The 25296-nt window shown below is 60.1% G+C and carries 27 protein-coding genes; 18 read left to right on the top strand and 9 right to left on the bottom strand.

The features are described 5' to 3' along the window. Nucleotides 1-84: 84 nt before the first annotated feature. Together trpA and trpB are read right to left on the bottom strand one after the other, a co-directional pair. Nucleotides 85-894: a tryptophan synthase subunit alpha gene (gene trpA / locus BUE92_RS22660; RefSeq protein ID WP_073526363.1), complete on the bottom strand. Its 810-nt coding sequence runs from the start codon at nt 892-894 to the stop codon at nt 85-87. Further along, the gene (gene trpB, locus BUE92_RS22665; RefSeq protein ID WP_073526366.1) at nt 895-2121 is read right to left on the bottom strand and encodes a tryptophan synthase subunit beta; all 1227 of its coding nucleotides are present in this window, start codon (nt 2119-2121) and stop codon (nt 895-897) included. Nucleotides 2122-2229: 108 nt separating this feature from the next. Here trpB and BUE92_RS22670 point away from each other — a divergent pair, with 108 nt between their 5' ends. Continuing rightward, complete coding sequence (locus BUE92_RS22670; protein ID WP_073526368.1) at nt 2230-3126, top strand: LysR family transcriptional regulator; 897 nt, start codon at nt 2230-2232, stop codon at nt 3124-3126. An 8-nt stretch (nt 3127-3134) separates the two neighbouring features. Here BUE92_RS22670 and BUE92_RS22675 read toward each other — a convergent pair whose 3' ends face one another. Then, nucleotides 3135-3461: a DUF883 family protein gene (locus BUE92_RS22675; protein WP_003187304.1), complete on the bottom strand. Its 327-nt coding sequence runs from the start codon at nt 3459-3461 to the stop codon at nt 3135-3137. A gap of 157 nt (nt 3462-3618) precedes the next feature. Here BUE92_RS22675 and BUE92_RS22680 point away from each other — a divergent pair, with 157 nt between their 5' ends. Beyond that, nucleotides 3619-3834 (top strand): dodecin, encoded by a 216-nt coding sequence (locus BUE92_RS22680; RefSeq protein WP_005783406.1) that lies wholly within the window; start codon nt 3619-3621, stop codon nt 3832-3834. Between the two features lie 116 nt (nt 3835-3950). Further along, a complete protein-coding gene (locus BUE92_RS22685; protein WP_014716308.1) occupies nt 3951-4178 on the top strand; it encodes a DUF1161 domain-containing protein in 228 nt (75 codons plus the stop codon). 57 nt (nt 4179-4235) lie between these two features. On the opposite strand, the gene BUE92_RS22690 is transcribed toward BUE92_RS22685, so the two are convergent. Continuing rightward, a complete protein-coding gene (locus tag BUE92_RS22690) occupies nt 4236-5237 on the bottom strand; it encodes an LLM class flavin-dependent oxidoreductase (RefSeq protein ID WP_073526369.1) in 1002 nt (333 codons plus the stop codon). Between the two features lie 216 nt (nt 5238-5453). Here BUE92_RS22690 and BUE92_RS22695 point away from each other — a divergent pair, with 216 nt between their 5' ends. Both BUE92_RS22695 and BUE92_RS22700 read left to right on the top strand, forming a co-directional pair. Continuing rightward, nucleotides 5454-5885: an OsmC family protein gene (locus tag BUE92_RS22695; protein WP_073526370.1), complete on the top strand. Its 432-nt coding sequence runs from the start codon at nt 5454-5456 to the stop codon at nt 5883-5885. Between the two features lie 212 nt (nt 5886-6097). Beyond that, nucleotides 6098-6337, top strand: a complete 240-nt coding sequence (locus BUE92_RS22700) for a DUF1161 domain-containing protein (RefSeq protein ID WP_016969660.1) — start codon at nt 6098-6100, stop codon at nt 6335-6337. Between the two features lies 1 nt (nt 6338). On the opposite strand, the gene BUE92_RS22705 is transcribed toward BUE92_RS22700, so the two are convergent. Continuing rightward, entirely contained in the window at nt 6339-6761 is a 423-nt protein-coding gene (locus tag BUE92_RS22705; protein ID WP_073526372.1) for a PA0061/PA0062 family lipoprotein, read from the bottom strand. Nucleotides 6762-6871: 110 nt separating this feature from the next. On the opposite strand from BUE92_RS22705, the gene BUE92_RS22710 reads away from it, so the two are divergent. After that, complete coding sequence (locus tag BUE92_RS22710; protein ID WP_073526374.1) at nt 6872-7915, top strand: aminopeptidase; 1044 nt, start codon at nt 6872-6874, stop codon at nt 7913-7915. A 95-nt stretch (nt 7916-8010) separates the two neighbouring features. On the opposite strand, the gene BUE92_RS22715 is transcribed toward BUE92_RS22710, so the two are convergent. Continuing rightward, nucleotides 8011-8670, bottom strand: coding sequence for an HAD family hydrolase (locus BUE92_RS22715; RefSeq protein ID WP_073526376.1), 660 nt, complete (start codon nt 8668-8670; stop codon nt 8011-8013). After that, nucleotides 8667-9209, bottom strand: coding sequence for a gamma carbonic anhydrase family protein (locus BUE92_RS22720; protein WP_003187318.1), 543 nt, complete (start codon nt 9207-9209; stop codon nt 8667-8669). Before BUE92_RS22720 ends, BUE92_RS22715 begins: the two co-directional genes overlap by 4 nt. Before the next feature lie 101 nt (nt 9210-9310). Here BUE92_RS22720 and prlC point away from each other — a divergent pair, with 101 nt between their 5' ends. The 8 genes from prlC (at nt 9311) to BUE92_RS22760 (ending at nt 19515) form a co-directional block, all read left to right on the top strand. After that, nucleotides 9311-11362 (top strand): oligopeptidase A, encoded by a 2052-nt coding sequence (prlC, locus tag BUE92_RS22725; RefSeq protein ID WP_073526378.1) that lies wholly within the window; start codon nt 9311-9313, stop codon nt 11360-11362. After that, nucleotides 11359-11634 (top strand): YheV family putative zinc ribbon protein, encoded by a 276-nt coding sequence (locus BUE92_RS22730; protein WP_073526380.1) that lies wholly within the window; start codon nt 11359-11361, stop codon nt 11632-11634. The genes prlC and BUE92_RS22730 overlap by 4 nt, the downstream gene beginning before the upstream one ends. 302 nt (nt 11635-11936) lie before the next feature. After that, complete coding sequence (locus BUE92_RS22735) at nt 11937-12689, top strand: gluconate 2-dehydrogenase subunit 3 family protein (protein WP_073526382.1); 753 nt, start codon at nt 11937-11939, stop codon at nt 12687-12689. Between the two features lie 2 nt (nt 12690-12691). Further along, entirely contained in the window at nt 12692-14476 is a 1785-nt protein-coding gene (locus BUE92_RS22740; RefSeq protein ID WP_073526383.1) for a GMC family oxidoreductase, read from the top strand. Between the two features lie 12 nt (nt 14477-14488). Next, nucleotides 14489-15787, top strand: coding sequence for a cytochrome c (locus tag BUE92_RS22745; protein ID WP_073526385.1), 1299 nt, complete (start codon nt 14489-14491; stop codon nt 15785-15787). A gap of 82 nt (nt 15788-15869) precedes the next feature. Further along, the gene (locus BUE92_RS22750) at nt 15870-16928 is read left to right on the top strand and encodes a PA0069 family radical SAM protein (RefSeq protein ID WP_073526386.1); all 1059 of its coding nucleotides are present in this window, start codon (nt 15870-15872) and stop codon (nt 16926-16928) included. A gap of 228 nt (nt 16929-17156) precedes the next feature. Then, on the top strand, nt 17157-17888 hold the full coding sequence (locus BUE92_RS22755; protein WP_073526388.1) for a carbonic anhydrase: 732 nt from the start codon (nt 17157-17159) through the stop codon (nt 17886-17888). Between the two features lie 85 nt (nt 17889-17973). Continuing rightward, entirely contained in the window at nt 17974-19515 is a 1542-nt protein-coding gene (locus tag BUE92_RS22760) for a SulP family inorganic anion transporter (RefSeq protein ID WP_073526389.1), read from the top strand. A 168-nt stretch (nt 19516-19683) separates the two neighbouring features. Here BUE92_RS22760 and BUE92_RS22765 read toward each other — a convergent pair whose 3' ends face one another. Then, the gene (locus BUE92_RS22765; RefSeq protein ID WP_073526391.1) at nt 19684-20331 is read right to left on the bottom strand and encodes a hypothetical protein; all 648 of its coding nucleotides are present in this window, start codon (nt 20329-20331) and stop codon (nt 19684-19686) included. Nucleotides 20332-20700: 369 nt separating this feature from the next. On the opposite strand from BUE92_RS22765, the gene coxB reads away from it, so the two are divergent. The 4 genes from coxB (at nt 20701) to BUE92_RS22785 (ending at nt 25083) form a co-directional block, all read left to right on the top strand. Continuing rightward, nucleotides 20701-21828 carry a cytochrome c oxidase subunit II gene (coxB, locus tag BUE92_RS22770; protein WP_073526393.1) on the top strand — a complete coding sequence of 376 codons (1128 nt, stop codon included), beginning with the start codon at nt 20701-20703 and terminating at the stop codon, nt 21826-21828. Nucleotides 21829-21886: 58 nt separating this feature from the next. Next, nucleotides 21887-23470, top strand: coding sequence for a cytochrome c oxidase subunit I (gene ctaD / locus BUE92_RS22775; RefSeq protein ID WP_073526395.1), 1584 nt, complete (start codon nt 21887-21889; stop codon nt 23468-23470). A 138-nt stretch (nt 23471-23608) separates the two neighbouring features. Next, complete coding sequence (locus tag BUE92_RS22780) at nt 23609-24160, top strand: cytochrome c oxidase assembly protein (RefSeq protein WP_003187340.1); 552 nt, start codon at nt 23609-23611, stop codon at nt 24158-24160. Nucleotides 24161-24195: 35 nt separating this feature from the next. Beyond that, nucleotides 24196-25083, top strand: a complete 888-nt coding sequence (locus BUE92_RS22785; protein ID WP_003187344.1) for a cytochrome c oxidase subunit 3 — start codon at nt 24196-24198, stop codon at nt 25081-25083. A gap of 6 nt (nt 25084-25089) precedes the next feature. On the opposite strand, the gene BUE92_RS22790 is transcribed toward BUE92_RS22785, so the two are convergent. Then, the gene (locus tag BUE92_RS22790; RefSeq protein ID WP_003187345.1) at nt 25090-25293 is read right to left on the bottom strand and encodes a twin transmembrane helix small protein; all 204 of its coding nucleotides are present in this window, start codon (nt 25291-25293) and stop codon (nt 25090-25092) included. Between the last annotated feature and the right edge of the window lie 3 nt (nt 25294-25296).

Raw genomic sequence — 25296 nt, forward strand, 5'->3', positions numbered from 1 at the left:
GTTAGACGGCAATAGGCATGGAAGTGCGTTGGGGGTGACGTAAGGTCACCCCCAAGCGTAGCGCACGTATCAAAACGGGTGGGTTTACTTACGAGCGTTACGCACACCTGCCGACAGCGCCGCACAATGACTCAGCACGCCATCGATCGCTTGCTGGTCGCTGCTGGCATTGGCGATGTGGTCGATCAGTGCCGAACCTACCACCACGCCATCGGCCAGGCGTGCAATGGCCGCTGCTTGTTCCGGTGTACGGATACCGAAACCGATACTGATCGGTAGATCGGTGTGGCGACGAAGGCGCGTGACCGCTTCTTCGACGTGTTCCAGCGTGGCAGCGCCGGCACCGGTTACGCCCGCTACCGACACGTAATACACAAACCCGGAGCTGCCGTTGAGCACTGTCGGCAGGCGCACGTCATCGGTGGTCGGCGTGGTCAGGCGGATAAAGTCGATACCTGCGGCCTGGGCCGGGTCGCATAGCTCACCGTTGTGCTCAGGCGGCATATCCACCACGATCAGGCCATCGACGCCAGCTGCCTTGGCATCGGCAATGAACTGCGACACGCCGTATTTGTGGATCGGGTTGAAATAGCCCATCAACACCAGCGGCGTGTCGTTGTTGTCCTGGCGGAACTCGCGAACCATCTGCAGGGTTTTCAACAGGTTCTGCTTGGCGGCCAGCGCGCGAATATTGGCCAATTGAATGGCCGGGCCGTCGGCCATCGGGTCGGTGAAAGGCATGCCCAGCTCGATCACGTCGGCGCCGGCGGCCGGCAAGCCCTTGAGGATCGCCAGCGAGGTGTCATAGCCGGGGTCGCCAGCGGTGACGAAGGTCACCAGGGCGGCGCGGTTTTGTTCTTTGAGTTGCGCAAAGCGGGTTTGCAGGCGGCTCATTTAGTGTTTCTCCTGCTGAGACTGTTCCATGTGATGCATCACGGTCTGCATATCTTTGTCGCCACGGCCCGAGAGATTGACCACCATCAGGTGATCCTTGGGCAGGGTCGGCGCGCGCTTGAACACTTCAGCCAAGGCGTGGGCGCTTTCCAGTGCCGGAATAATCCCTTCCAGGCGGCAGCATTTGTGGAAGGCATCCAGGGCTTCATCGTCAGTCACCGAGGTGTATTGGACGCGGCCGATGTCATGCAACCAGGCGTGTTCCGGGCCGATGCCGGGGTAGTCCAGGCCTGCGGAAATCGAGTGGGCGTCGATGATCTGGCCGTCGTCGTCCTGCAGCAAGAAGGTGCGGTTGCCGTGCAGCACGCCCGGTACGCCGCCGTTGAGGCTGGCAGCGTGCTTGCCGGTTTCAATGCCATGGCCTGCGGCTTCAACGCCGATGATCTCGACGCTGGTGTCATCCAGAAATGGGTGGAACAGGCCCATGGCGTTGGAACCGCCGCCGATGCACGCCACCAGGCTGTCCGGCAGGCGGCCTTCCTGGGCTTGCAGCTGGGTGCGGGTTTCCTTGCCAATCACGGCCTGGAAGTCGCGCACCATCGCCGGGTACGGGTGTGGGCCGGCCACGGTGCCGATCAGGTAGAAGGTGCTGTCGACGTTGGTTACCCAGTCACGCAGGGCTTCGTTCATGGCGTCTTTGAGGGTGCCGGTGCCCGCGACCACGGGGATGACTTCGGCGCCCAGCAGCTTCATGCGAAATACGTTGGCCTGCTGGCGCTCGATGTCGGTGGTGCCCATGTAGATCACGCATTGCAGGCCAAAGCGCGCTGCCACGGTGGCGGTGGCCACGCCGTGCATGCCGGCGCCGGTCTCGGCGATGATGCGTTTTTTGCCCATGCGTCGCGCCAGCAGGATCTGGCCGATGCAATTGTTGATCTTGTGCGCGCCGGTGTGGTTGAGCTCTTCGCGCTTGAGGTAGATCTTGGCGCCGCCGCAGAACTCGGTCAGGCGTTCGGCAAAGTACAGCGGGCTTGGGCGTCCGACATAATCGCGCTGGAAGTAGGCCAATTCTTCGTTAAACGCCGGATCTACCTTCGCCGCTTCGTATTCACGGGCCAGGTCGAGGATCAACGGCATCAGGGTTTCAGCGACGTAGCGGCCGCCGAACGCACCAAACAGGCCGTTGGCGTCAGGGCCGTTGCGTAGATCGGTCTGGGACTGAGTCATGGGACGCTCCAGGAAAAATGTGTTTAAAGGCAATGACGGTCACTCTACTCGTGACGCCTTGGCCTGAAAACCGATAAGATCGCCGTAACCTGTCAGGAAAACTCACAGATGAGCCGCGACCTCCCTCCCCTCAATGCCCTGCGCGCTTTTGAAGCCACCGCTCGCCTTAACAGCGTCAGCCAGGCTGCGGAGCTATTGCACGTGACTCATGGCGCGGTCAGCCGCCAGTTGAAAGTGCTGGAGGAGCACTTGGGCGTGAGCCTGTTCGTCAAGGACGGGCGCGGCCTTAAACTCACAGATGCCGGGGTCAGGCTACGAGATGCCAGCAGCGAGGCTTTTGAGCGTTTGCGCGACGTGTGCGCCGAACTGACCCAACGCGGCGCCGACGCGCCCTTCGTGCTGGGGTGTTCGGGCAGTTTGCTGGCGCGTTGGTTTATCCCACGCTTGGGGCGGTTGAATGCCGATCTGCCGGATTTGCGCCTGCACCTGTCGGCGGGCGAAGGCGATCTGGACCCGCGCCGCCCTGGGCTGGATGCCCTGCTGGTGTTCGCTGAGCCGCCGTGGCCGGCGGATATGCAGGTGTATGAGCTGGGCAGCGAGCGCATCGGCCCGGTCTTGAGCCCACGCTTTGCCGGTTTTGAACAACTGCGTGAGGCCCCAGCGTCGGATCTGCTGGAGCAACCCTTGCTTCACACCACCTCACGTCCGCAAGCCTGGCCCAGTTGGGCACGGCAACACGGCCTAGAGCCCGGCGCGCTGAAACTCGGCCAGGGGTTTGAGCATTTGTATTATTTGCTGGAAGCGGCGGTTGCCGGGTTGGGAGTGGCAATTGCGCCAGAACCGCTGGTGGCAGAGGACCTGCGAGCGGGTCGCCTGGTGGCGCCATGGGGGTTCAGTGAAACCCGGGCGCACCTGGCGTTGTGGCTACCCAAGCGCGCCGCAGACGGGCGCGCAGGGCAGTTGGCGCAATGGCTCAAGGCTGAGCTGTTGCGTCAACCGGTGTAACCGGTCAATCAGTCACCGCGTTTGCACAACAGATAAGCCGCCAACAGGCCCAGCGCGCCAACGGCGACGCCGGCGGTCGTCCATGGGTGCTCTTGTGCGTAGTCACGGGTGGCAGCGCTGGTTTCGCGGATTTTGACTTTGCTTTCTTCGTAGGCGTCGCTGATCAGGTGGCGAGAGTGCTTGAGGGCGTTCTCGGCATTGCTTTTCAAGGCCTTCAGCGTTTTGCGCGACTCATCGGACGCGTCGTCCTTGAGGCTCTCCAGAGATTTGAGCAGGCTCGAAATCTCGGCTTCCATGCTTTCCAGCGACGCTTTGCGTAAAGAAGTGTTGGCCATGTGGACATCTCCTGAAGTGATTGAGTGACGTGTGTAGATACCGACTGCGCCGGTTTCAGAAAGTGCAGTAATTCTGAACTTTCGCCTCCCAGCGGTCGCCTGAAGCAGTACGCACATTCGCTGCTAGTCTTGATTGACGATCTAAAGGAGAAACGCCATGAGTGATCATCACACGTACAAGAAAGTCGAACTGGTAGGCTCTTCCACCACCAGCATCGAAGACGCGATCAACAATGCCCTGGCTGAAGCCAACAAAAGCATCAAGCATCTGGAGTGGTTTGAGGTGACCGAAACCCGTGGTCACATCAAGGATGGCAAGGCTGCGCACTTCCAGGTCACGCTCAAAGTGGGATTCCGCATTGCCAGTAGTTGATCGGCAGAGTTGAACTTTGCCCGCTGGCCGATTGCCATAACCTGCGCTACAAACAACGGATGCCGACGCGATGAGCGTCGGCACGCTCTTTTTGATCAGCGCAAGGAAAGTAACGGATGAAGAAGTTTCTGTTGGCGGTAGGGTTGTTGAGCATTGCGGGTACCGCTATGGCGGCGGGCAAGCCTTGTGAAGAGCTGAAAAGCGAAATCGCAGCGAAAATCGACGCCAAGGGTGCTTCGGGGTATTCGCTGGAAGTGGTGGATAAAGGTGCTACGCCAAGTGACCACACAGTAGTTGGCACCTGCGAAGGTGGCACCAAGGAAATTGCCTACAAGCGCGGTTAATCTCGTGTTGTGGACATAAAAACCGACGCAAGTGCGTCGGTTTTTTTCGCTTGGATTTCAGCCCTTCATCACGTGTGCAAGCAGCTCATAGGAATGAATCCGGTCGGCGTGCTCATACAGGTCACTGGTAAAAATCAGCTCATCGGCACCGGTCTGCTCGATCAACACCTCCAGCTTGCCGCGAATCTTCGCCGGGCTGCCCACCATGGCCAAACCCAGGAAGCTACCGACCGCGTCTTTTTCATGGGGCAGCCACAGGCCGTCCATGGTTTTTACCGGTGGGCGCTGCACCAGGCTCTGGCCGCGCATCAGCGCGAGAATACGTTGGTACACCGAGGTGGCCAGGTAATCGGCCTGCTCATCGGTGTCGGCTGCGACCAGCGGAATGCCGAGCATCACGTAGGGCTTATCCAGCACCGCCGAAGGCTTGAAGTGATTGCGGTACACGCGAATTGCTTCGTGCATCAGGCGCGGCGCGAAATGGGAGGCGAAGGCGTAAGGCAAGCCACGCTCACCAGCCAATTGCGCGCTGAACAGGCTTGAACCCAGCAGCCACACCGGCACATTGGTGCCGGTGCCCGGTACCGCGATAACCCGTTGGTCGGGCGTACGCGGGCCCAGGTAGGCCATCAGCTCGGCCACATCTTCGGGGAAGTCATCGGCACTGCCGGAGCGCTCACGGCGCAGGGCGCGGGCGGTCATCTGGTCGGAACCGGGCGCGCGCCCCAGGCCCAGGTCAATACGACCGGGGTAGAGGCTTTCCAGGGTGCCGAACTGCTCGGCGATCACCAGTGGCGCGTGGTTTGGCAACATCACCCCGCCGGAACCCACGCGAATGGTCGAGGTGCCGCCCGCCAGGTAACCGAGCAGCACCGAAGTGGCCGAACTGGCGATGCCGTCCATATTGTGGTGCTCAGCTACCCAGAAACGGTGGTAGCCGAACTTCTCCACATGCTGGGCCAGGTCCAGGGAATTGCGCAGCGACTGCGCCGGGCTGCCGTTGGCGCGTACGGGCACCAGGTCGAGGGTCGAGAACTTTACGTCGGACAACGATTTCATAAGCCTGCTTCTCCAATGGGGGCGCAGGCTTTCTAGACGAACCAAAACCTGCCGCTTCATGTGCATGCTCTATGCAATGAGGGCATATACCCGAGATTCAATAGGTGGCTCTGAAATTTCCTACTGGATTGCTAGGTTTCTCTTACGAATGAACTTTGGTTTGACGTCTATCCTCAGAACCTTACTGACGCAAAACCACCGTACGAGGAGAAAGCTATGAGTATCGTTAAAAAGGCATCCGCGCATTGGGAAGGCGACCTGAAGACTGGCCTGGGCTCCATTTCCACGGAAACCGGCGTGCTGCGCGAAGCGCCCTACGGCTTCAAGGCCCGCTTCGAGGGCGGCAAGGGTACCAACCCTGAAGAATTGATCGGCGCGGCTCATGCCGGCTGTTTCTCCATGGCGTTTTCCATGATTCTCGGCGACGCCGGGCTCAAGGCTGACAGCATCGACACCCAGGCCGAAGTGAGCCTGGACCAGGTCGAGGGCGGCTTTGCGATTACAGCAGTGCATCTGATCCTGAAGGCCAAAATCCCAGGCGCAAGCCAGGCGCAGTTCGATGAGCTGAGCAAAAAGGCCAAGGAAGGGTGCCCGGTGTCCAAGGTGCTGAATGCGACCATTACCTTGGATGCCACGCTGCTCAACTGACACAGCAGTAATCTTATTGTGGGAGCGGGCTTGCTCGCGAATGCGGTGGATCAGCCGATATCTTCGGCGGCTGACACTTCGTATTCGCGAGCAAGCCCGCTCCCACATTTTAGTTCTGCGTTAAATCAGAACTCGTGTTTGCAAAATGTGGTCGAATAGCCCATGCAGCCTAGGCGCACACTCGTGCGCAGCGCATTCAGGGAGCTACACACATGAAACGTTTTGCCTTGGCAATCATCTGCGGTGTTTTGGCCACTTCGGCTGTGGCCGCGCCAAAAGATTGTGAAGAGCTCAGGAAGGAAATTGAAGTGAAGATCCAGGCCAAGGCGATTCCGTCCTACACCCTGGAAATCATCACTGCCGAAGAAGCCAAGAACCATGACAGTGCCATGATTGTCGGTTCCTGCGAAAACGGTACCAAGCGCATCATCTATCAAAAAAACAACGACTGACTCAGATGCAGTTCACGCTGCGTTCTTCGGCCAGCAACTGGCGCGCTGCGTCATATAGCCGGATATTGGGCGTGAACGCCAGCGAGCGACCTTCGAGCACATAGCGTTGGCCGGCCTGGAAGTGGTCGTACTGCAGGGTCATGAAGCAGGTCCGATACATCATCTGGCTAAGGCCACCCAAACCGCCGCCGGCGGGCACTTCAAAGTCAAAGCGCACCATCAGCTCGTGAGGGCCGGGATGCATTTGAAAAAAGCGCCCGTCGTCGAGGTTTTTTCCGTCCAGGCGCTGAGCCATGACCAATTTTGAGCCCGGCGTCGGCGTGGTGAAATCCACCCAGGCCTGTTGCGGGTCCACGGGTGGGATGGGGGTCGAGGCGCAAGCGCTGAGGAACAAAGCGGCGACGGAAAGCAAAAACTGGCGCATGGCAGGTACTCAACGCGAGGAGAGGCTTGAGTATAAACACGCCACGCCGTGGAAAAATCCCCTGCAAGCGCGATAGTCTGGCGAACCCATCACCCAGGAGCAGTCAGTGCATGATCAGGCGTTTTCTTCCAGGGCTGATGGTTGTGCTGCTCAGCGGCTGCTCCAGTGTCAGTTATTACGGCCAGTTGGCGAGCGGCCAGTGGCACCTGTTGCAGGCCCGGGAGCCGGTTGCCGAGGTCATCGCCGACCCTGCTCGCCCGCCAGTGCTGCGCGAGCATCTGGCTCAATCGCAGAAAGCCCGAACCTTTGCCAGTGAACACCTGCATCTGCCTGACAATCAAAGTTACCGGCTCTATGCCGATATCGGCCGACCCTATGTGGTCTGGAATGTCTTCGCCACGCAGGAGTTTTCGCTGTCTGCGGAAAACCATTGTTTTCCCATCGCCGGTTGCGTCGCGTATCGCGGCTACTACAACCAAGGCGCGGCGCGGGGCGAGGCGGCGCTGTTGCGGCAGCAGGGCATGGATGTGTCGATCGGTGGCGTGGAGGCCTATTCCACCCTGGGCTGGTTCAACGACCCGATCATGAGTTCGATGATGAGCTGGGGCGATGAGCGCCTCGCCACGCTGATCTTCCATGAGTTGGCGCACCAGCGCTTTTACGTGAAGGATGACACCGAGTTCAATGAGTCCTATGCCAGTTTTGTCGAGCAGGAAGGCACGCGCCAATGGCGTGCGGCACGGGGCCTGGCGCCTGTCGGCAATGCGGCGTTGAAGCAGCGTGACCAATTTATCCGGCTGATTCTCGATACCCGTAAACGTCTGGAGGCGTTGTACGCGCAGCCATTGGCAGCGGATGCGATGCGCCGGGCCAAAGCGGCACAATTCGAGCAGTTGCGCAGCGAATACCGGCAACTGCGTGATAGCCAATGGGGTGGTGACAAGCGTTATGACGCCTGGATCAACCAGCCCATGAACAATGCCCGACTGTTGCCGTTTGGGTTGTATGACCAATGGGTGCCGGCGTTTGCGGCGTTGTTTGCGCGGGAAGGTGGGGATTGGGTGAGGTTTTATGCGGCGGTGGAGCGGTTGGGTGGGTTGCCGGTGGAGCAGCGCAAGGCGGCGTTGCGGCAGTTGGAAACGGTTGGCCGCTAGGGCCTCTTCGCAGGCAAGCCAGCTCCCACAATTGACCGCATTCTCATGTTGAAAATCGGTCAATTGTGGGAGCTGGCTTGCCTGCGATAGCGGTCTCAAGGTTGCTGCAAAAACGCCTGATGCATCTGCGCCAACGTCTCGAAATGCCAGGTCGGTGCCTCGGCATTCAGCTCTTCAAAACTACCAAACCCATACCCCACGGCGGCCGAATCCAGCCCATTGCTGCGTGCTCCGATGAGGTCATGCTTGCGATCACCGATCATCAAGGTGGTGGCTGGGTCCAGCCCTTCTTCACGGACCAAATGGGCAATCAATTCGACTTTGTTGGTGCGCGTACCGTCCAGTTCGCTGCCATAGATCACCTTGAAGTACTTGGCAAAGTCGAAATGCCGCGCAATCTCGCGGGCAAATTCCCACGGTTTGGAGGTGGCGACGTACAGCTGGCGCCCTTGGCTGTTCAGCTCTTCCAATAACGGCATGACGCCGTCGAACACGCGGTTTTCATACAGGCCGGTAACCTTGAAGCGCTCACGGTAGAAATTCACCGCCTCCCATGCCTTGGCCTCGTCGAAGGCGTAAAACTGCATGAACGCCTGCAACAAGGGCGGGCCGATGAAGTGTTCGAGTTTGGTCAGGTCGGGCTCATCAATGCCCAGTTTGGCCAGGGCGTACTGGATCGAACGGGTAATGCCCTCGTGTGGGTCGGTGAGGGTGCCATCCAGGTCGAACAGGACGGTGGGGTGATGCAGGGTCATTGATCGAATCCTTCAGCCAGGTGCAGGTCTTTGAGCTTCACGTAGTTCGCGGCGCTGTAGGTGAAAAAGGCGCGCTCTTTGTCGGTCAATGCGCGAACCTGTTTGACCGGGCTGCCCACATACAAAAAACCACTGTCGAGTTTCTTGCCTGGCGGCACCAGGCTGCCGGCGCCGATGATCACGTCGTCTTCGACCACGGCACCGTCCATCACGATACTGCCCATGCCGATCAGGACGCGGCTACCTACGGTGCAGCCATGCAGCATGACTTTGTGGGCGATGGTCACGTCGTCGCCGATCAGCAACGGGTAACCCTGCGGATTGAACGGCCCGGCATGGGTGATGTGCAGCACGCAGCCGTCTTGCACGCTGGTGCGCGCACCGATGCGGATGCGGTGCATATCGCCGCGAATCACGGTCAGCGGCCAAACCGAGCTGTCAGTGCCGATTTCGACATCGCCGATCACCACCGCCGAAATATCGACAAACGCCCCGGCGCCGAGGGTTGGCGTGTGGTTCTGATAGGTGCGAAGGGTCACGATAGCCTCTCTCTCTTCTGCTGATAGCTGCGGTGGGTGTTGATTGTAATTAAGATGGCCCCATCTTTGTTCTACATGTTTCTTCAGCCAAGGTACCCACCGTGAGCGCGAACAACCCTCTTTTGCAGTCCTACGACCTGCCGCCGTTCTCGGCGATCCGTGCCGAGCACGTGCAGCCGGCCATCGAACAGATCCTCGCCGACAACCGCGTGGCAATCGCAGAGATCCTGCAAAGCCAGGGTAAAAACCCGACGTGGGCCGGCCTGGTCCTCGCCATGGATGAACTCAATGATCGCCTTGGCGCGGCCTGGAGCCCGGTCAGCCACCTCAATGCCGTGTGCAACAGCGCCGAACTGCGCGAAGCCTACGAGGCGTGCCTGCCGGCATTGAGCGCCTACTCCACCGAAATGGGCCAGAACCGTGAGCTGTTCCAGGCCTTCGAAGCCCTGGCCAACAGCCCGGAAGCTGCCGGTTTCGATGTGGCGCAAAAAACCATTCTGGAACACTCTCTGCGTGATTTCCGCCTGTCGGGTATCGACTTGCCGCCGGAGCAGCAAAAACGCTACGCCGAGGTGCAGAGCAAGCTGTCCGAGTTGGGCAGCAAATTCTCCAACCAGTTGCTGGACGCCACCCAGGCCTGGACCAAGCACGTTACTGATGAAGCCACCCTTGCCGGCCTGACCGATTCGGCCAAGGCGCAAATGGCTGCCGCCGCCCAGGCCAAGGGCCTCGACGGCTGGCTGATCACGTTGGAGTTCCCCAGCTACTACGCCGTCATGACCTACGCCCAGGACCGTGCCCTGCGTGAAGAGGTGTACGCCGCCTACTGCACCCGTGCGTCGGACCAAGGCCCGAATGCCGGCCAGAACGATAACGGCCCGGTGATGGAGCAGATCCTCGACCTGCGTCAGGACCTGGCCCAATTGTTGGGTTATGCGTCGTTCTCCGAGCTGAGCCTGGCCACCAAGATGGCCGAATCCAGCGACCAGGTGCTGAGCTTCCTGCGCGACCTGGCCAAGCGCAGCAAGCCGTTTGCCGCCCAGGACCTGCAGCAACTCAAGGCCTACGCCGCCGAGCAAGGCTGCGCCGATCTGCAAAGCTGGGACAGCGGTTTCTACGGCGAAAAACTGCGTGAGCAGCGCTACAGCGTGTCCCAGGAAGCGCTGCGCGCCTACTTCCCGATCGACAAAGTATTGGGCGGCCTGTTTGCCATTGTGCAGCGCCTGTACGGCATCGAGATCGCTGAGCTTAAAGGCTTTGATACCTGGCACCCGGATGTTCGCTTGTTCGAAATCAAGGAAAACGGCGAGCACGTCGGGCGTTTCTTTTTCGACCTGTATGCCCGCGCCAACAAGCGTGGCGGTGCCTGGATGGACGGTGCCCGTGACCGCCGCCGTACCCTTGATGGCGTGCTGCAAAGCCCCGTCGCCAACCTGGTGTGCAACTTCACCCCGGCCGACAGTGGCAAGCCTGCCCTGCTGACCCACGATGAAGTCACCACCCTGTTCCACGAATTCGGCCACGGCCTGCATCACCTGCTCACCCGCGTGGAACACGCCGGCGTATCCGGTATCAACGGTGTGGCGTGGGACGCGGTGGAACTGCCGAGCCAATTCATGGAGAACTGGTGCTGGGAGCCTGAAGGCCTGGCGCTGATCTCCGGCCACTACGAAACCGGCGAGCCCCTGCCCCAGGACCTGCTGGAAAAAATGCTCGCGGCGAAAAACTTCCAGTCCGGCTTGATGATGGTGCGTCAGCTGGAGTTCTCGCTGTTCGACTTTGAACTGCACGCCACCCATGGCGATGGTCGCAGCGTGGCCCAGGTACTTGAAGGCGTGCGCGATGAAGTCTCGGTGATGCGCCCACCGGCCTACAACCGCTTCCCCAACAGCTTCGCTCACATCTTCGCCGGCGGTTATGCGGCGGGTTACTACAGTTACAAATGGGCGGAAGTGCTCTCAGCGGACGCGTTCTCCAAGTTTGAGGAAGACGGCGTGCTCAACCCCCAGACCGGGCGTGCCTTCCGTGAAGCCATCCTGGCCCGTGGCGGCTCCCAGGCGCCGATGGTGCTGTTCGTCGACTTCCGCGGACGCGCGCCGTCGATTGACGCACTCTTGCGCCACAGCGGCCTGAGTGAGGACGCAGCAGCATGAGTGAAGGGCCTGTGATTACCAAAAAGCAATTTATCGCCGGGGCTGTCTGTCCGGCGTGCAGCGAGCCGGACAAGTTGAAGATGTGGACCGAAGACAGCGTGCCGCACCGCGAATGCGTGGCCTGCGGGTATACCGATACGCTGAATGATCAAGGCCTGTCGGTGCCCAGGGAATTGGGCACTAGGGTCAATACCTCCGCGTTGAAAGCGCCGGCCGATCCTAAGGTGCAAGCGGTGCAGTTCTTCCCGAATCCCAAGCTCAAGAAAGTCTAGCGCTCGCAAGCAATCTAAAAATGTGGGAGCGGGCTTGCTCGCGAAGGCGGTATGTCAGTCATGGAATGATTGCCTGACCCACCGCCTTCGCGAGCAAGTCCGCTCCCACTTTTTTGGCCGCGTTTTGCCTCATATCCCAGCACAATTGTTTCTGGGAATGATTAGCCTGCTATCATTTGTAACTGTTGATTGCCGCTGCAAGCTATCCTTTGTATCGGTTGGATCCAATGCGCCAGCTCAAAAAGACAAGCCACTCTCCAGAAGCGGCTGCCAAACCCGTGACCACATGATGAGGTGTACCCATGTCTGATCAAGATCAAGACAACCCCCGGCGTGACTTTTTACGCAAATCCTTGACCTTGATCCCGGTGGTCACGGTTGCCAGCACCGGCCTTGGCGGTTCAATGCTGATGGCCACGCCAGAGCCTGCCCAGGCCGAGCCGGCCAAGCCCGCGGTCAGCGATAAAGCCTATGAGCCAAGCTATTTCACGGCCGAGGAATGGGCGTTTATCAACGCCGCCGTCGAGCGCTTGATTCCCGCTGACGCCCAAGGCCCCGGTGCCTTGGAGGCTGGCGCGCCGGAATACATCGACCGCCAGATGAACACCCCTTACGCCAGTGGCGCCCTGTGGTTCATGCAAGGCCCGTTCAACGCCGATGCGGCGCCGGAGATGGGCTGGCAAAGCAAATTGGTACCCAAGGAGATCTATCGCCTCGGCATTGCTGCCACGGATGCGTGGTCGAAAGCGTTCAACGGTAAAACTTTTGCTGCGCAAGACAGCGCTACCCGAGACGATATGCTGCGACGCCTGGAGGCTGGCGGCAGCGAAGTGGCGGCGCATTTCGACGCCGTGCCGCCCAAGATGTTCTTTAACCTTTTGCTGCAAAACACCAAGGAAGGCTTCTTCTGCGACCCTATCCACGGCGGTAATAAAGGCATGGTCGGCTGGACCATGATCGGCTTCCCCGGCGCCCGCGCCGATTTCATGGATTGGGTGGAACGCAACGAGCAATACCCCTTCCCGGCTGTTTCCATTCGCGGCGAGAGGGCGTAAACGTGGCGACCATCATGAAGAAAGTGGATGCAGTGATTGTGGGCTTCGGCTGGACTGGCGCGATCATGGCCAAAGAGCTGACAGAAGCGGGCCTCAACGTGGTAGCGCTGGAGCGCGGCCCGATGCAGGACACTTACCCAGACGGCAACTATCCCCAGGTCATCGACGAATTGACCTACAGCGTGCGTAAGAAGCTGTTCCAGGACATCTCCAAAGAAACGGTGACCATTCGCCACAGCGTGAATGATGTTGCCCTGCCCAATCGTCAGTTGGGCGCGTTCTTGCCGGGTAATGGCGTTGGTGGTGCGGGGCTGCACTGGTCGGGCGTGCATTTTCGCGTTGATCCCATCGAACTGCGCATGCGCAGCCATTACGAAGAGCGCTACGGGAAGAACTTTATTCCCAAGGACATGACCATCCAGGACTTCGGCGTCAGCTATGAAGAGCTGGAGCCGTTTTTCGACTATGCGGAAAAAGTCTTTGGCACCTCCGGGCAAGCCTGGACGGTCAAGGGCCAACTGGTCGGCGAAGGCCGTGGCGGCAACCCCTACGCGCCGGATCGCTCCAACCCGTTCCCGCTGGAGGCGCAGAAAAATACTGTCTCCGCCCAGCTGTTTCAGAAAGCGGCGACCGACGTAGGTTACAAACCTTACAACCTGCCTTCGGCCAACACGTCGGGGCCGTACACCAACCCCTACGGTGCGCAGATGGGCCCGTGCAACTTCTGCGGTTTTTGCAGTGGCTACGTGTGCTACATGTACTCCAAGGCTTCGCCGAACGTGAACATCCTGCCGGCCTTGCGCCAGGTGCCTAACTTCGAGCTGCGTCCCAATTCCCACGTGCTCAAGGTCAACCTCGACAGCACCAAGAAGAAAGCCACCGGCGTGACTTACATCGACGCCCAGGGCCGCGAGTGTGAACAACCGGCCGACCTGGTGATTCTTGGCGCATTCCAATTCCATAACGTGCGCCTGATGCTGCTGTCCGGCATCGGCAAACCCTACGACCCGATTACCAACGAGGGTGTGGTAGGTCGCAACTTCGCCTACCAGAACATGGGCACCATCAAGGCGTTCTTCGACAAGGACACCCACACCAACAACTTTATCGGCGCGGGCGGCAATGGCGTGGCCATCGACGACTTCAACGCCGACAACTTTGACCATGGCTCCCACGGCTTCGTGGGTGGTTCGCCGATGTGGGTCAACCAGGCGGGCAGCCGGCCGATTGCGGGTACGTCCAACCCGCCGGGCACGCCGGCCTGGGGCAGCGCCTGGAAGCGCGCCACCGCCGATTACTACACCCATCAGGTCTCAATGGATTCCCACGGTGCCCATCAGTCCTACCGGAGTAACTACCTGGATCTGGACCCTGTTTACCGCGATGCCTACGGCCTGCCGCTGCTGCGCATGACCTTCGACTGGCAAGAAAACGACATCAAGATGAACCGTTTCATGATGGAAAAAATGGGCAAAGTGGCCCAGGCCATGAACCCGAAGGCCATCGCCGTGCTGGGTAAAAAGGTCGGTGAGCACTTCAATACCGCCTCCTACCAGACCACCCACCTCAACGGCGGCGCGATCATGGGCACCGACCCGAAAACCAGTGCGTTGAACCGCTACTTGCAGAGCTGGGATGTGCACAACGTCTTTGTCCCGGGTGCTTCCGCTTTCCCACAAGGCTTGGGCTACAACCCGACCGGCCTGGTGGCAGCGTTGACCTACTGGTCGGCTCGCGCGATTCGCGAGCAGTACCTCAAAAACCCCGGCCCACTGGTTCAGGCATAAGGAGCGATGACCATGAAAGCACTCGTTATCGCCTCTTTGGCGCTGTTCAGCAGCTGCTCGATCAGCGCCGCCGAAGCCGACTTGATCAAGCAGGGCGAATACCTGGCGCGTGCCGGGGACTGTGTCGCCTGCCATACCGCCAAGGGTGGCAAGCCCTTCGCTGGCGGCTTGCCGATGGAAACGCCCATTGGCGTGATCTATTCCACCAACATCACCCCGGACAAAACCGGCCTGGGCGACTACAGCTTCGAGGATTTCGACAAGGCCGTGCGCCATGGCGTCGCCAAGAACGGTAGTACGCTTTACCCGGCGATGCCCTATCCGTCCTACGCACGCGTCAGCGACAGCGATATGCAAGCGTTGTATGCGTATTTCATGAAGGGCGTCGAACCGGTTGCCCAGGAAAACAAGGCCAGCGATATTCCCTGGCCCTTGAGCATGCGTTGGCCGCTGGCGGCCTGGCGCTGGATGTTTGCCCCGGCGGTCGAGGCGCATCAGCCGCAAGCCGCTGCCGACCCGGTGATCGATCGCGGTGCCTACCTGGTGGAAGGTCTCGGACATTGCGGCGCCTGCCATACGCCGCGTGCCCTGACTATGCAGGAAAAAGCCCTGAGTGCCACGGACGGCAACGCCTTCCTCTCTGGCAGTGCGCCGTTGGAAGGCTGGATTGCCAAAAGCCTGCGCGGCGACCACAAGGACGGCCTCGGCAGTTGGAGCGAGGAGCAACTGGTGCAGTTCCTCAAGACCGGTCGCAGCGACCGCAGTGCGGTGTTCGGCGGCATGAGTGATGTGGTCGTACACAGCATGCAGTACATGTCCCAAGAGGACCTGACCGCTATCGCCCGTTACCTCAAAAGCCTGCCGGCGGTCGACCCCAAGGACCAGCCGCACCAGTACGACAAGCAGGTCGCGCAAGCGCTTTGGAAGGGGGATGACAGCAAGCCGGGGGCGTCGGTGTATATCGACAACTGCGCGGCCTGCCACCGTACCGACGGCCATGGCTATACGCGCGTGTTCCCGGCGCTGGCGGGCAACCCGGTGTTGCAGACGGCAGATGCCACGTCGTTGATCAACATTGTGTTGAACGGCGGCACCTTGCCGGCCACTCATGCAGCGCCGTCAACCTTCACCATGCCGGCGTTCGCCTGGCGTCTGTCGGACCAGGAAGTGGCGGATGTGGTCAGTTTTATCCGCGGCAGCTGGGGCAACCAGGGCGCGCCGGTCAAGGCGAGCGATGTGGCGGATCTGCGCACAGATGATCTGCACACCACCTCGGGCGATGACCTGGGGCAGGTGACGCAAAAGCACTGATAGGTTCGCTGGCCGCCAAACGGCACTGGTCAGAAACCTCGCGCCTCGGTACTGTATATAAAAACAGTATCGAGGCGTTTTCATGTCTACTCCGCTGCCGCCCCGTGGCCGAGGCACGGCCACCAACCTGCATAATCGGTTTGCACCCACCGTCAGCGTGGCCGAGGACGACGGTTGGTACCAGGAAGTGCCGCCGACCCAAGGCACCGAAGTGCGTATCGAAACGGCCAAGACCATCATCACCCGCAACAACTCGCCGGACTTGCCGTTTGATCGGTCCATCAATCCGTATCGCGGTTGTGAACATGGTTGCATCTACTGCTATGCGCGGCCCAGCCATGCCTATTGGGACATGTCGCCCGGGCTGGACTTTGAAACCAAGTTGATTGCCAAGAGCAATGCGGCCGATGTGCTGGAACAGCAGCTGTCGAAGCCGGGCTACGTGTGCGCGCCGATCAACCTGGGCTCCAATACCGATCCGTACCAGCCTATCGAGCGCGAATACCGGATTACCCGGCAAACCCTTGAAGTACTGCTGCGCTACCGGCACCCGGTGACTATCATCACCAAGGGCTCGCTGATCCTGCGTGACCTCGACCTGCTGACCGAGTTGGCTCGCCAGCGCCTGGTGGCGGTGATGATCAGCCTCACCAGCCTGGACGACGAGCTCAAGCGCATCCTGGAACCGCGCACGGCGGCCCCCAAGGCACGGCTGCGGGCGATTAGGGTAATGCGCGACGCGGGTATCCCGGTGGGCGTGCTTTGCTCGCCAATGATCCCGATGATCAACGACAGCGAGCTGGAGAGCCTGCTCACCGAAGCTCACGCGGCCGGCGCACAAAGCGCGGCGTATATGATGCTGCGCCTGCCGTTGGAGGTGGCGCCGTTGTTCCAGGAGTGGCTGGCGGCCCATTACCCCCAGCGAGCGGCCCATGTGATGAGCCTGGTGCGCCAGGTACGCGGGGGTGAGGTGTATGACAGCCGGTTTGGCGTGCGTATGCGCGGTGAAGGACCGTTTGCCGATTTGCTGGCGCAGCGTTTCAGCAAGGCGATCAAGCGCCTGGGGCTGAATCGGCGGGAAGGGTTCAACCTCGATTGCACAGCGTTTTGCCCACCGGGCAGGCAGATGGCTTTGTTGTAGACTGATGGAGAGACGTGCACCTTTGCTGTAGGAATAGTCGCGTTTTGACATCACTGAAACCCGCGTTCTAGAGCGGTTCATTCAGTTTGAGTTAAGTTTCGACGGTTACCTTGTTCAGCGAGTGACTGATGAGTCGGCGGCCTGGCCGGTGCTTGTTTTACAACTATTTCCCCGCCATGGCGTCGAACTGACCTGAACCCTCCCCTGCATTGATCAAGAGGATGAATCATGAGTGACAAGGATAAACAGCCGTTGGCTGCGTCGGCTTCAGCCCCTGAGGTGGCGGAATCCGCCGATGCAGCGCTGCAGCATATCGTTGACGGCTTTTTGCATTTCCATCACGACGTCTTCCCCCAACAGGAAGAACTCTTCAAGAAACTCGCCACCGCCCAGAGCCCACGGGCAATGTTCATCACCTGCGCCGACTCGCGCATCGTGCCCGAGCTGATCACCCAGAGCTCCCCAGGCGACCTGTTCGTGACCCGTAACGTCGGTAACGTGGTGCCGCCTTACGGCCAGATGAACGGCGGTGTTTCCACGGCTATCGAATACGCCGTGCTCGCCCTTGGCGTACAGCACATCATCGTATGCGGGCATTCGGACTGCGGCGCCATGCGTGCCGTGCTCAACCCCGACAGCCTGGAAAAGATGCCGACGGTCAAGGCCTGGCTGCGTCACGCCGAGGTCGCCAAGACCATGGTCCATGACAACTGCGACTGCGCCAACGAAGGCGAGAGCATGGCGGTGCTGACCGAAGAAAACGTCATCGCCCAACTGCAACATTTGCGCACCCACCCTTCCGTGGCTTCGCGCATGGCCAATGGTCATTTGTTCATCCATGGTTGGATCTACAACATCGAGACCAGCGAAATTCGGGCCTACGATGCGGACAAAGCGGCGTTCCGACCGCTGAACGGCACCGAGCCGATCCCTTCAGCGACGCCTAAAGCGCGCTTCTAAAACACTTCCCTGCCGGGTAATGCGGTGGCTGCCATGGATGCAGCCAGGCTTTACCGCGCCCGGCGAATGCCTCGGGAGAGTCATCATGCGTGCTGCTCAATTGAAAGCTGTATTGCCACGGGAGTTGCTTGCCTCGGTGGTTGTTTTTCTGGTCGCCTTGCCACTGTGCATGGGCATTGCAATCGCGTCCGGCATGCCGCCGGCCAAGGGACTGATCACTGGCATCATCGGTGGCCTGGTGGTGGGCTGGTTGGCCGGCTCGCCGTTGCAAGTCAGCGGCCCGGCGGCGGGTCTGGCGGTGCTGGTGTTCGAACTGGTGCGCCAGCACGGCATGCTGATGTTGGGGCCGATCCTGTTGCTGGCCGGCTTCCTGCAGCTGGTTGCCGGGCGTTTGCGCCTGGGCTGCTGGTTTCGCGTCACCGCGCCGGCGGTGGTCTACGGCATGTTGGCCGGGATTGGCGTGTTGATCGTGCTGTCGCAGATCCATGTGATGCTCGACGGCGCGCCCAAGCCGTCAGGGCTGGATAACCTGGCAGGCTTCCCGGCAGCGCTGGCTGAAGCAATACCGACCTTCGGCGGTGGGCTCGGCTGGCAGGCTGGCGTCCTTGGCCTGTCGACGATGTTGGTTATGTACCTGTGGGACAAATTCCGCCCGCAACAGCTACGGTTTGTGCCTGGCGCATTGCTTGGCGTGGGCCTGGCGACCGTTGCCAGCCTGGTGCTGGCGTTGCAGGTCAAGCGCGTGGAAGTCCCGGAAAACCTGGCGGACGCTATCGACTGGTTGCGCCCTAGCGACCTGCTTAACCTGGCTGATCCACAGCTGTTGATCGCGGCGTTCGCCGTGGCGTTTATTGCCAGTGCCGAAACTTTGCTGTCTGCCGCCGCGGTGGACCGGATGCACAGTGGTCAACGTTCCGACTTCGATAAGGAACTGTCGGCCCAAGGGGTGGGCAACATGCTCTGTGGCCTGGTGGGTGCATTGCCAATGACCGGCGTGATCGTACGCAGCTCGGCTAACGTCCAGGCGGGTGCTACCACGCGCCTGTCGGCGATGTTCCATGGCCTGTGGCTGCTGGGTTTCGTGCTCCTGCTGTCGAGCGTGCTGCAAAGCATCCCGGTTGCGAGCCTGGCGGGGGTGTTGGTGTACACCGGGATCAAGTTGGTAGACGTCAAGGCGTTCAAGGCGCTGGGGCGCTACGGGCGGATGCCGATGTTCACCTATGCGGCCACGGCACTGGCAATCATCTTCACCGATTTGCTGACCGGCGTGCTGGTGGGCTTTGGGCTCACATTGGTGAAGCTGGCTTTCAAGGCGTCGCGCCTTAAAGTCAGCCTGATCGACCTGCCCCGGGAAGGTGAGATGGAGCTGCGTTTGACGGGGGCGGCGACCTTTCTGAAGGTGCCGGCGTTGACTCAGGTGTTGTCAGCGGTACCAGCGGGGACCACCCTGCATGTGCCGCTGAATAACTTGAGCTACATCGACCACTCTTGCCTTGAGTTGCTGGAAGAATGGGGCCGGGCCAATGCGGCCAAAGGCTCGACGTTGGTGATCGAGGCGCGCGGTTTGAAGCGTCGGCTGGAAGGTCGGGTGAGAACGACAGTGGGGATCGGCTCAGCGCCTGCCTGAACACCCCCCCAAACTGTGGGTGACACTGTTCTTTGTAGGAGCGAGCTTGCTCGCGAGAAACGCTAACGATAACGCGTGCTTGCTGAATAAACGCGGCGTCTGTGAGTTTTTCGCGAGCAAGCTCGCTCCTACAAAAAGCTTGTCCAGCTCCCCTGTTGGATCTGCGATTTATGCCGGCTGATCCAGCGACAGCTCAACCCCAAGCTGGCGCGACAGGCATGGCCAGCGCTTCCAGGACGCTTCGGTCTGCGGGCTCTTGAGCTGTTCGCGATAGGCCTCGACCGACTCCAGCGCAAAGCTGTCCTCGTTAAGCATCTCATCCACCGCCAGGTGCACGGCTTCATCCAATTGGTTGGCGAAGTCTTCACCGATCAGTTGATGGGCGATCACGTTGGCCACGGTGGTATCTGCTGGAATCAACGGCTGGCCAAAATGCTTGATATACAGATCGTTCACTTCTTCGACCAGGCGATGCGCCAGGTAGGCCTCATCCAGCAGGCCATCAAGGCCGTCGTGGCCGGCCAGAATCGCTGGCGGCTGCAGGAAGAAATGTTCAGCGATTTTCAGTACCGGTTTGATCTGGCTTTCAATCCCGGCCTCACGGGCCACGTCATTGGCGGCGTCGAGCAAATCAGGAACCAGGTCGATGTAAGCGGTCACAAAACGGGTCATGACCATGTTGCGATCACCGTCAGCCAGGGCGATGGACGAATGCAGGTGCGGCATTTGTTTTTTCAGCTGGCTGACGAGCTGGCCGGTGCTGGCTTCGTGTTGATGGGCACGGGAAATCTGCTCGCGCAATGCGGCGGTGTTCATGAAGGCTCCAGTGAAGCAGGCGTAGGAAAAGGGAGAGGATAAGGTAGTTCGTTTATACGAGCGCCTAAGACGCATTTGTCATAATTATTTCATGGTTATAGGCAGGGGTTATATCGAAATGCCATCGTTCGTCGGATAAACGATTCTGCCGCCCATTTTACGGGCTCCGTCTGTCTGTTTCTATTCATTTGCCCCCACACATTGCGGGGTTGCTACGGCTGTCTATACTCGATTTTGTACGCAATTAGCTGATGACGCCCAACTGCATGGCGCAGGCAAGGCTTGGCGGTTGTAAGCAGTATGGAAGCCGCTCCCTTCGCCGCAGGTGCAAACCGGCGGGATAACAAGAAACATAAAGGGGAACCCGCAATGACGCGACATCCACACGTTTGGATGGGCCTTCTGTTGTGGTCAGTATTCGGTCAGGCGCACGCCGCCTGGACCACGAATATGGCGCCAGGGGCGACTGAAGTCAGCCACGCTGTGTTTGACCTGCACATGACCATTTTCTGGATCTGTGTGGTGATCGGCATCGTCGTGTTTGGCGCGATGTTCTGGTCGATGATCCTGCACCGCCGGTCCACGGGCCAGGTAGCGGCCAAGTTCCACGAAAGTACCACCGTGGAAATCCTCTGGACCGTGGTGCCCTTGCTGATCCTGGTGGCCATGGCCATTCCGGCCACCAAGACCCTGATCAATATCTACGACAGCAGTGAGTCGGATATCGATATCCAGGTCACCGGCTATCAGTGGAAGTGGCACTACAAATACCTGGGCCAGGATGTGGAGTTCTTCAGCAACCTGGCCACGCCCGCCGAGCAGATCAATAACCAGGCCACCAAGGGCGAACACTACCTGTTGGAAGTCGACCAGCCGCTGGTGTTGCCGGTGGGCGCCAAGGTGCGCTTTCTCGTAACCGCCGCCGACGTGATCCACTCCTGGTGGGTGCCGGCCTTTGCGGTCAAGCGCGATGCCATCCCCGGTTTCGTCAACGAGGCCTGGACCCGCGTGGAGAAGCCGGGCATCTACCGTGGCCAGTGCGCCGAACTGTGTGGCAAGGACCACGGCTTCATGCCCATCGTGGTTGAGGTCAAGTCCAAGGCCGACTACGACACCTGGCTGGGCGAGCGCAAGGAAGAAGCGGCCAAGCTCAAGGAGCTGACTTCCAAAGAGTGGACGCTGGACGAACTGGTGGCTCGTGGCGACAAGGTCTACCACACCACCTGCGTGGCCTGTCACCAGGCCGAGGGCCAGGGTTTGCCGCCGATGTTCCCGGCGCTCAAGGGTTCGAAAATCGCCACCGGGCCTGCCGCCGAGCACCTGGGCATCGTCTATCACGGCAAGCCCGGCACGGCGATGGCAGCCTTCGGCAAACAACTCTCGGAAGTAGATATCGCCGCCGTGGTGACTTATGAGCGTAACGCCTGGGGCAATAACAAAGGCGACATGGTCACACCCAAAGACGTGCTGGCTCTGAAACAGGCCCAAAGCAAATGACGACTTTCATTGCCAATGCCCTGAATCGTCCCGCCCACTCGCTTGCAGGAGAACGGCCATGAGCACTGTGATCGACCATGGTCATGCCGACCACGCCCACGGCCCAGCCAAGGGGCTGATGCGCTGGGTGCTGACCACCAACCACAAAGACATCGGCACGATGTACCTGTGGTTCGCCTTCGCCATGTTCCTGCTCGGCGGCTCGTTCGCCATGGTGATCCGTGCCGAGCTGTTCCAGCCTGGCCTGCAGATTGTGCAGCCGGCGTTCTTCAACCAGATGACCACCATGCACGGCCTGATCATGGTGTTCGGCGCGGTAATGCCGGCGTTCGTCGGCCTGGCCAACTGGATGATCCCGCTGATGATCGGCGCGCCGGACATGGCCCTGCCGCGCATGAACAACTTCAGCTTCTGGCTGCTGCCGGCGGCGTTCCTGCTGCTGGTGTCCACCTTGTTCAGCCCCGGCGGCGGGCCGAATTTCGGCTGGACCTTCTACGCCCCGCTCTCCACCACCTATGCGCCGGAAAGCGTGACGTTCTTCATTTTTGCCATCCACCTGATGGGCATTAGTTCGATCATGGGCGCGATCAACGTGGTGGCCACCATCCTCAACCTGCGCGCGCCGGGCATGACCCTGATGAAAATGCCGCTGTTCGTGTGGACCTGGCTGATCACCGCGTTCCTGTTGATCGCGGTGATGCCGGTACTGGCGGGCTGCGTGACCATGATGCTGATGGATATCCACTTCGGCACCAGCTTCTTCAGTGCGGCCGGTGGCGGCGATCCCGTGCTGTTCCAGCATGTGTTCTGGTTCTTCGGCCATCCCGAGGTGTACATCATGATCCTGCCGGCCTTTGGCGCGGTCAGCTCGATCATCCCGACCTTCTCGCGCAAGCCGCTGTTCGGTTACACCTCGATGGTCTACGCCACCGCGAGCATCGCGTTCCTGTCGTTCATCGTGTGGGCACACCACATGTTCGTGGTGGGCATTCCGCTGGTGGGTGAGTTGTTCTTCATGTACGCCACCCTGCTGATCGCCGTGCCTACGGGCGTGAAGGTGTTCAACTGGGTCAGCACCATGTGGCAAGGCTCACTGACGTTCGAGACGCCGATGTTGTTTGCGGTGGCCTTTGTGATCCTGTTCACCATCGGCGGCTTCTCCGGGCTGATGCTGGCGATTGCTCCGGCGGACTTTCAGTACCACGACACCTACTTTGTGGTGGCGCATTTCCATTACGTACTGGTGCCCGGCGCGATCTTCGGGATCTTCGCCTCGGCCTACTACTGGCTGCCGAAATGGACCGGCCACATGTATGACGAAACCTTGGGCAAGCTGCACTTCTGGTTGTCTTTCGTGGGCATGAACATGGCGTTCTTCCCCATGCACTTCGTGGGGCTGGCCGGTATGCCGCGCCGGGTGCCGGACTACAACCTGCAGTTCGCTGACTTCAACATGGTCTCGTCCATCGGTGCCTTCATGTTCGGCGCCACGCAGATCTTCTTCCTGTTCATTGTCATCAAGTGCATCCGTGGCGGCCCAGCAGCGCCGGCCAAGCCCTGGGATGGCGCCGAAGGCCTGGAATGGAGCGTGCCTTCGCCTGCGCCGTACCACACCTTCACCACGCCGCCGGAGGTCAAATGAACCGGCCTGCGCAATTGCCCTGTGGGAGCGGGCTTGCTCGCGAAGGCGGTGTTTCAGTCGCCGCAAATGGCGCCTGGCTTACCGCATTCGCGAGCAAGCCCGCTCCCACACTGACCGAGTTCGGTTTGGGTGTTCGTCATGGCTGACTCCGTACCGCTCAAGCGCCTGGTCACCCGCCTGCTGATCCTGGTGCTGGCGATGTTCGCCTTCGGTTTCGCCCTGGTGCCGATCTACGACGTGATGTGCAAGGCATTTGGCATCAACGGCAAGACCGCCGGGCAGTACGAGGGTGAGCAAATGGTCGATCCTTCGCGCCAGGTGCGGGTGCAGTTCCTGTCCACCAACGCCATCGACATGGTCTGGGAATTTCATTCCAAGGCCGATGAGATTGTGGTCAACCCCGGTGCGGTCAACGAGATGCTGTTCGTGGCCTACAACCCCACCGATAAGCCGATGACCGCCCAGGCGATACCCAGTATTTCCCCGGCCGAAGCGGCGATGTACTTCCACAAGACCGAATGCTTTTGCTTCACCCAGCAAGTGTTGCAGCCCGGTGAGCGCATTGAGATGCCCGTACGTTTCATTGTCGACCGCGCGATGCCCAAGGATGTGAAGCATTTGACCCTGGCGTACACGCTGTTCGATATCACTGCGCGCCAGCCGCCCGTGGCCGTCAGGACCGGGGGCTAGCTACTGTTTGCCCCCTCAATCAGGAGAGCGAATACATGTCGACTCATGATACGTACTACGTACCAGCGCAAAGCAAATGGCCAATAATTGCCACGATTGGCCTGCTGGTCACCGTGTATGGCCTGGCCGTGTGGTTCAACGACTTGAAGGCCGCGCGGCCAGAATCCCACGGGCCGTGGATCTTTTTCGTTGGCGGTTTGTTGCTGGCCTACATGCTGTTTGGCTGGTTTGGCGCGGTGATCAAGGAAAGTCGTGCCGGGCTGTACAGCGCGCAGATGGACCGCTCGTTCCGCTGGGGCATGACGTGGTTCATCTTTTCGGAGGTGATGTTCTTCATCGCCTTTTTTGGTGCACTGTTCTACGTGCGCGTCTGGGCTGGGCCTTGGTTGGCTGGCGAGGGGCCCAAGGGCATTGCCCACATGCTGTGGCCGAACTTTGAGTTTGCCTGGCCCCTGCTGAACAACCCCGACCCCAAGCTCTACCCTGCGCCCAAAGGCACCATCAGCCCCTGGGGCCTGCCCTTGGTCAACACCATCCTGCTGGTGAGTTCCAGCGTGACCATCACCATCGCCCACCATGCCCTGCGCAAAGGCCATCGTGGTGCACTGAAACTCTGGCTGGCGATCACCGTGCTGCTGGGTTTGGCGTTTCTCGGGTTCCAGGCCGAGGAATACATCCACGCCTACAAAGAGCTGGGACTCACCCTGGGTTCAGGCGTGTACGGCGCGACGTTCTTCATGCTCACGGGCTTTCACGGCGCCCACGTGACCATCGGCACCATCATTCTGTTTGTGATGCTGATGCGCATCCTGCGCGGGCATTTCAACGCCGAGCACCAGTTCGGTTTTGAGGCGGCCAGTTGGTATTGGCACTTTGTGGACGTGGTGTGGATCGGGCTGTTTTTCTTTGTCTATGTGCTGTGACGCCGCTTACCACGGCGCATGAGAGACCAATTGGCCGCTGAAAAAGCCCCAGGCGATCAAGCCCACGGTGATCACGGCCAGCGTGACACGCACGGTCAAGGCAGTGACGAGGCGGTTGGAGTTGCCCTCGTCCTTGACCAGGAAGAACAAGCCACTGAACAGGCTCACGACGGTCGCGATCAGCATCAGGGCAATGGCGGCTTTGAGCATGGT

This window comes from Pseudomonas fluorescens, assembly GCF_001902145.1.
Taxonomy (GTDB): domain Bacteria; phylum Pseudomonadota; class Gammaproteobacteria; order Pseudomonadales; family Pseudomonadaceae; genus Aquipseudomonas; species Aquipseudomonas fluorescens_BV.

Bases quoted from the DNA above. Each gene is read 5' to 3' on its own strand.
- BUE92_RS22700 (WP_016969660.1), top strand. From the start codon at position 6,098: ATGAAACGTTTTGCCTTGGCAATCATCTGCGGTGTTTTGGCCACTTCG.
- trpA (WP_073526363.1), bottom strand. From the start codon at position 894: ATGAGCCGCCTGCAAACCCGCTTTGCGCAACTCAAAGAACAAAACCGC.
- BUE92_RS22705 (WP_073526372.1), bottom strand. From the start codon at position 6,761: ATGCGCCAGTTTTTGCTTTCCGTCGCCGCTTTGTTCCTCAGCGCTTGC.
- BUE92_RS22715 (WP_073526376.1), bottom strand. From the start codon at position 8,670: ATGACCCTGCATCACCCCACCGTCCTGTTCGACCTGGATGGCACCCTC.
- BUE92_RS22690 (WP_073526369.1), bottom strand. From the start codon at position 5,237: ATGAAATCGTTGTCCGACGTAAAGTTCTCGACCCTCGACCTGGTGCCC.
- BUE92_RS22695 (WP_073526370.1), top strand. From the start codon at position 5,454: ATGAGTATCGTTAAAAAGGCATCCGCGCATTGGGAAGGCGACCTGAAG.
- BUE92_RS22790 (WP_003187345.1), bottom strand. From the start codon at position 25,293: ATGCTCAAAGCCGCCATTGCCCTGATGCTGATCGCGACCGTCGTGAGC.
- BUE92_RS22670 (WP_073526368.1), top strand. From the start codon at position 2,230: ATGAGCCGCGACCTCCCTCCCCTCAATGCCCTGCGCGCTTTTGAAGCC.
- ctaD (WP_073526395.1), top strand. From the start codon at position 21,887: ATGAGCACTGTGATCGACCATGGTCATGCCGACCACGCCCACGGCCCA.
- BUE92_RS22785 (WP_003187344.1), top strand. From the start codon at position 24,196: ATGTCGACTCATGATACGTACTACGTACCAGCGCAAAGCAAATGGCCA.
- BUE92_RS22745 (WP_073526385.1), top strand. From the start codon at position 14,489: ATGAAAGCACTCGTTATCGCCTCTTTGGCGCTGTTCAGCAGCTGCTCG.
- coxB (WP_073526393.1), top strand. From the start codon at position 20,701: ATGACGCGACATCCACACGTTTGGATGGGCCTTCTGTTGTGGTCAGTA.
- BUE92_RS22760 (WP_073526389.1), top strand. From the start codon at position 17,974: ATGCGTGCTGCTCAATTGAAAGCTGTATTGCCACGGGAGTTGCTTGCC.
- BUE92_RS22675 (WP_003187304.1), bottom strand. From the start codon at position 3,461: ATGGCCAACACTTCTTTACGCAAAGCGTCGCTGGAAAGCATGGAAGCC.
- BUE92_RS22685 (WP_014716308.1), top strand. From the start codon at position 3,951: ATGAAGAAGTTTCTGTTGGCGGTAGGGTTGTTGAGCATTGCGGGTACC.
- BUE92_RS22765 (WP_073526391.1), bottom strand. From the start codon at position 20,331: ATGAACACCGCCGCATTGCGCGAGCAGATTTCCCGTGCCCATCAACAC.
- BUE92_RS22680 (WP_005783406.1), top strand. From the start codon at position 3,619: ATGAGTGATCATCACACGTACAAGAAAGTCGAACTGGTAGGCTCTTCC.
- BUE92_RS22730 (WP_073526380.1), top strand. From the start codon at position 11,359: ATGAGTGAAGGGCCTGTGATTACCAAAAAGCAATTTATCGCCGGGGCT.
- BUE92_RS22755 (WP_073526388.1), top strand. From the start codon at position 17,157: ATGAGTGACAAGGATAAACAGCCGTTGGCTGCGTCGGCTTCAGCCCCT.
- BUE92_RS22710 (WP_073526374.1), top strand. From the start codon at position 6,872: ATGATCAGGCGTTTTCTTCCAGGGCTGATGGTTGTGCTGCTCAGCGGC.
- trpB (WP_073526366.1), bottom strand. From the start codon at position 2,121: ATGACTCAGTCCCAGACCGATCTACGCAACGGCCCTGACGCCAACGGC.
- BUE92_RS22735 (WP_073526382.1), top strand. From the start codon at position 11,937: ATGTCTGATCAAGATCAAGACAACCCCCGGCGTGACTTTTTACGCAAA.
- BUE92_RS22780 (WP_003187340.1), top strand. From the start codon at position 23,609: ATGGCTGACTCCGTACCGCTCAAGCGCCTGGTCACCCGCCTGCTGATC.
- BUE92_RS22750 (WP_073526386.1), top strand. From the start codon at position 15,870: ATGTCTACTCCGCTGCCGCCCCGTGGCCGAGGCACGGCCACCAACCTG.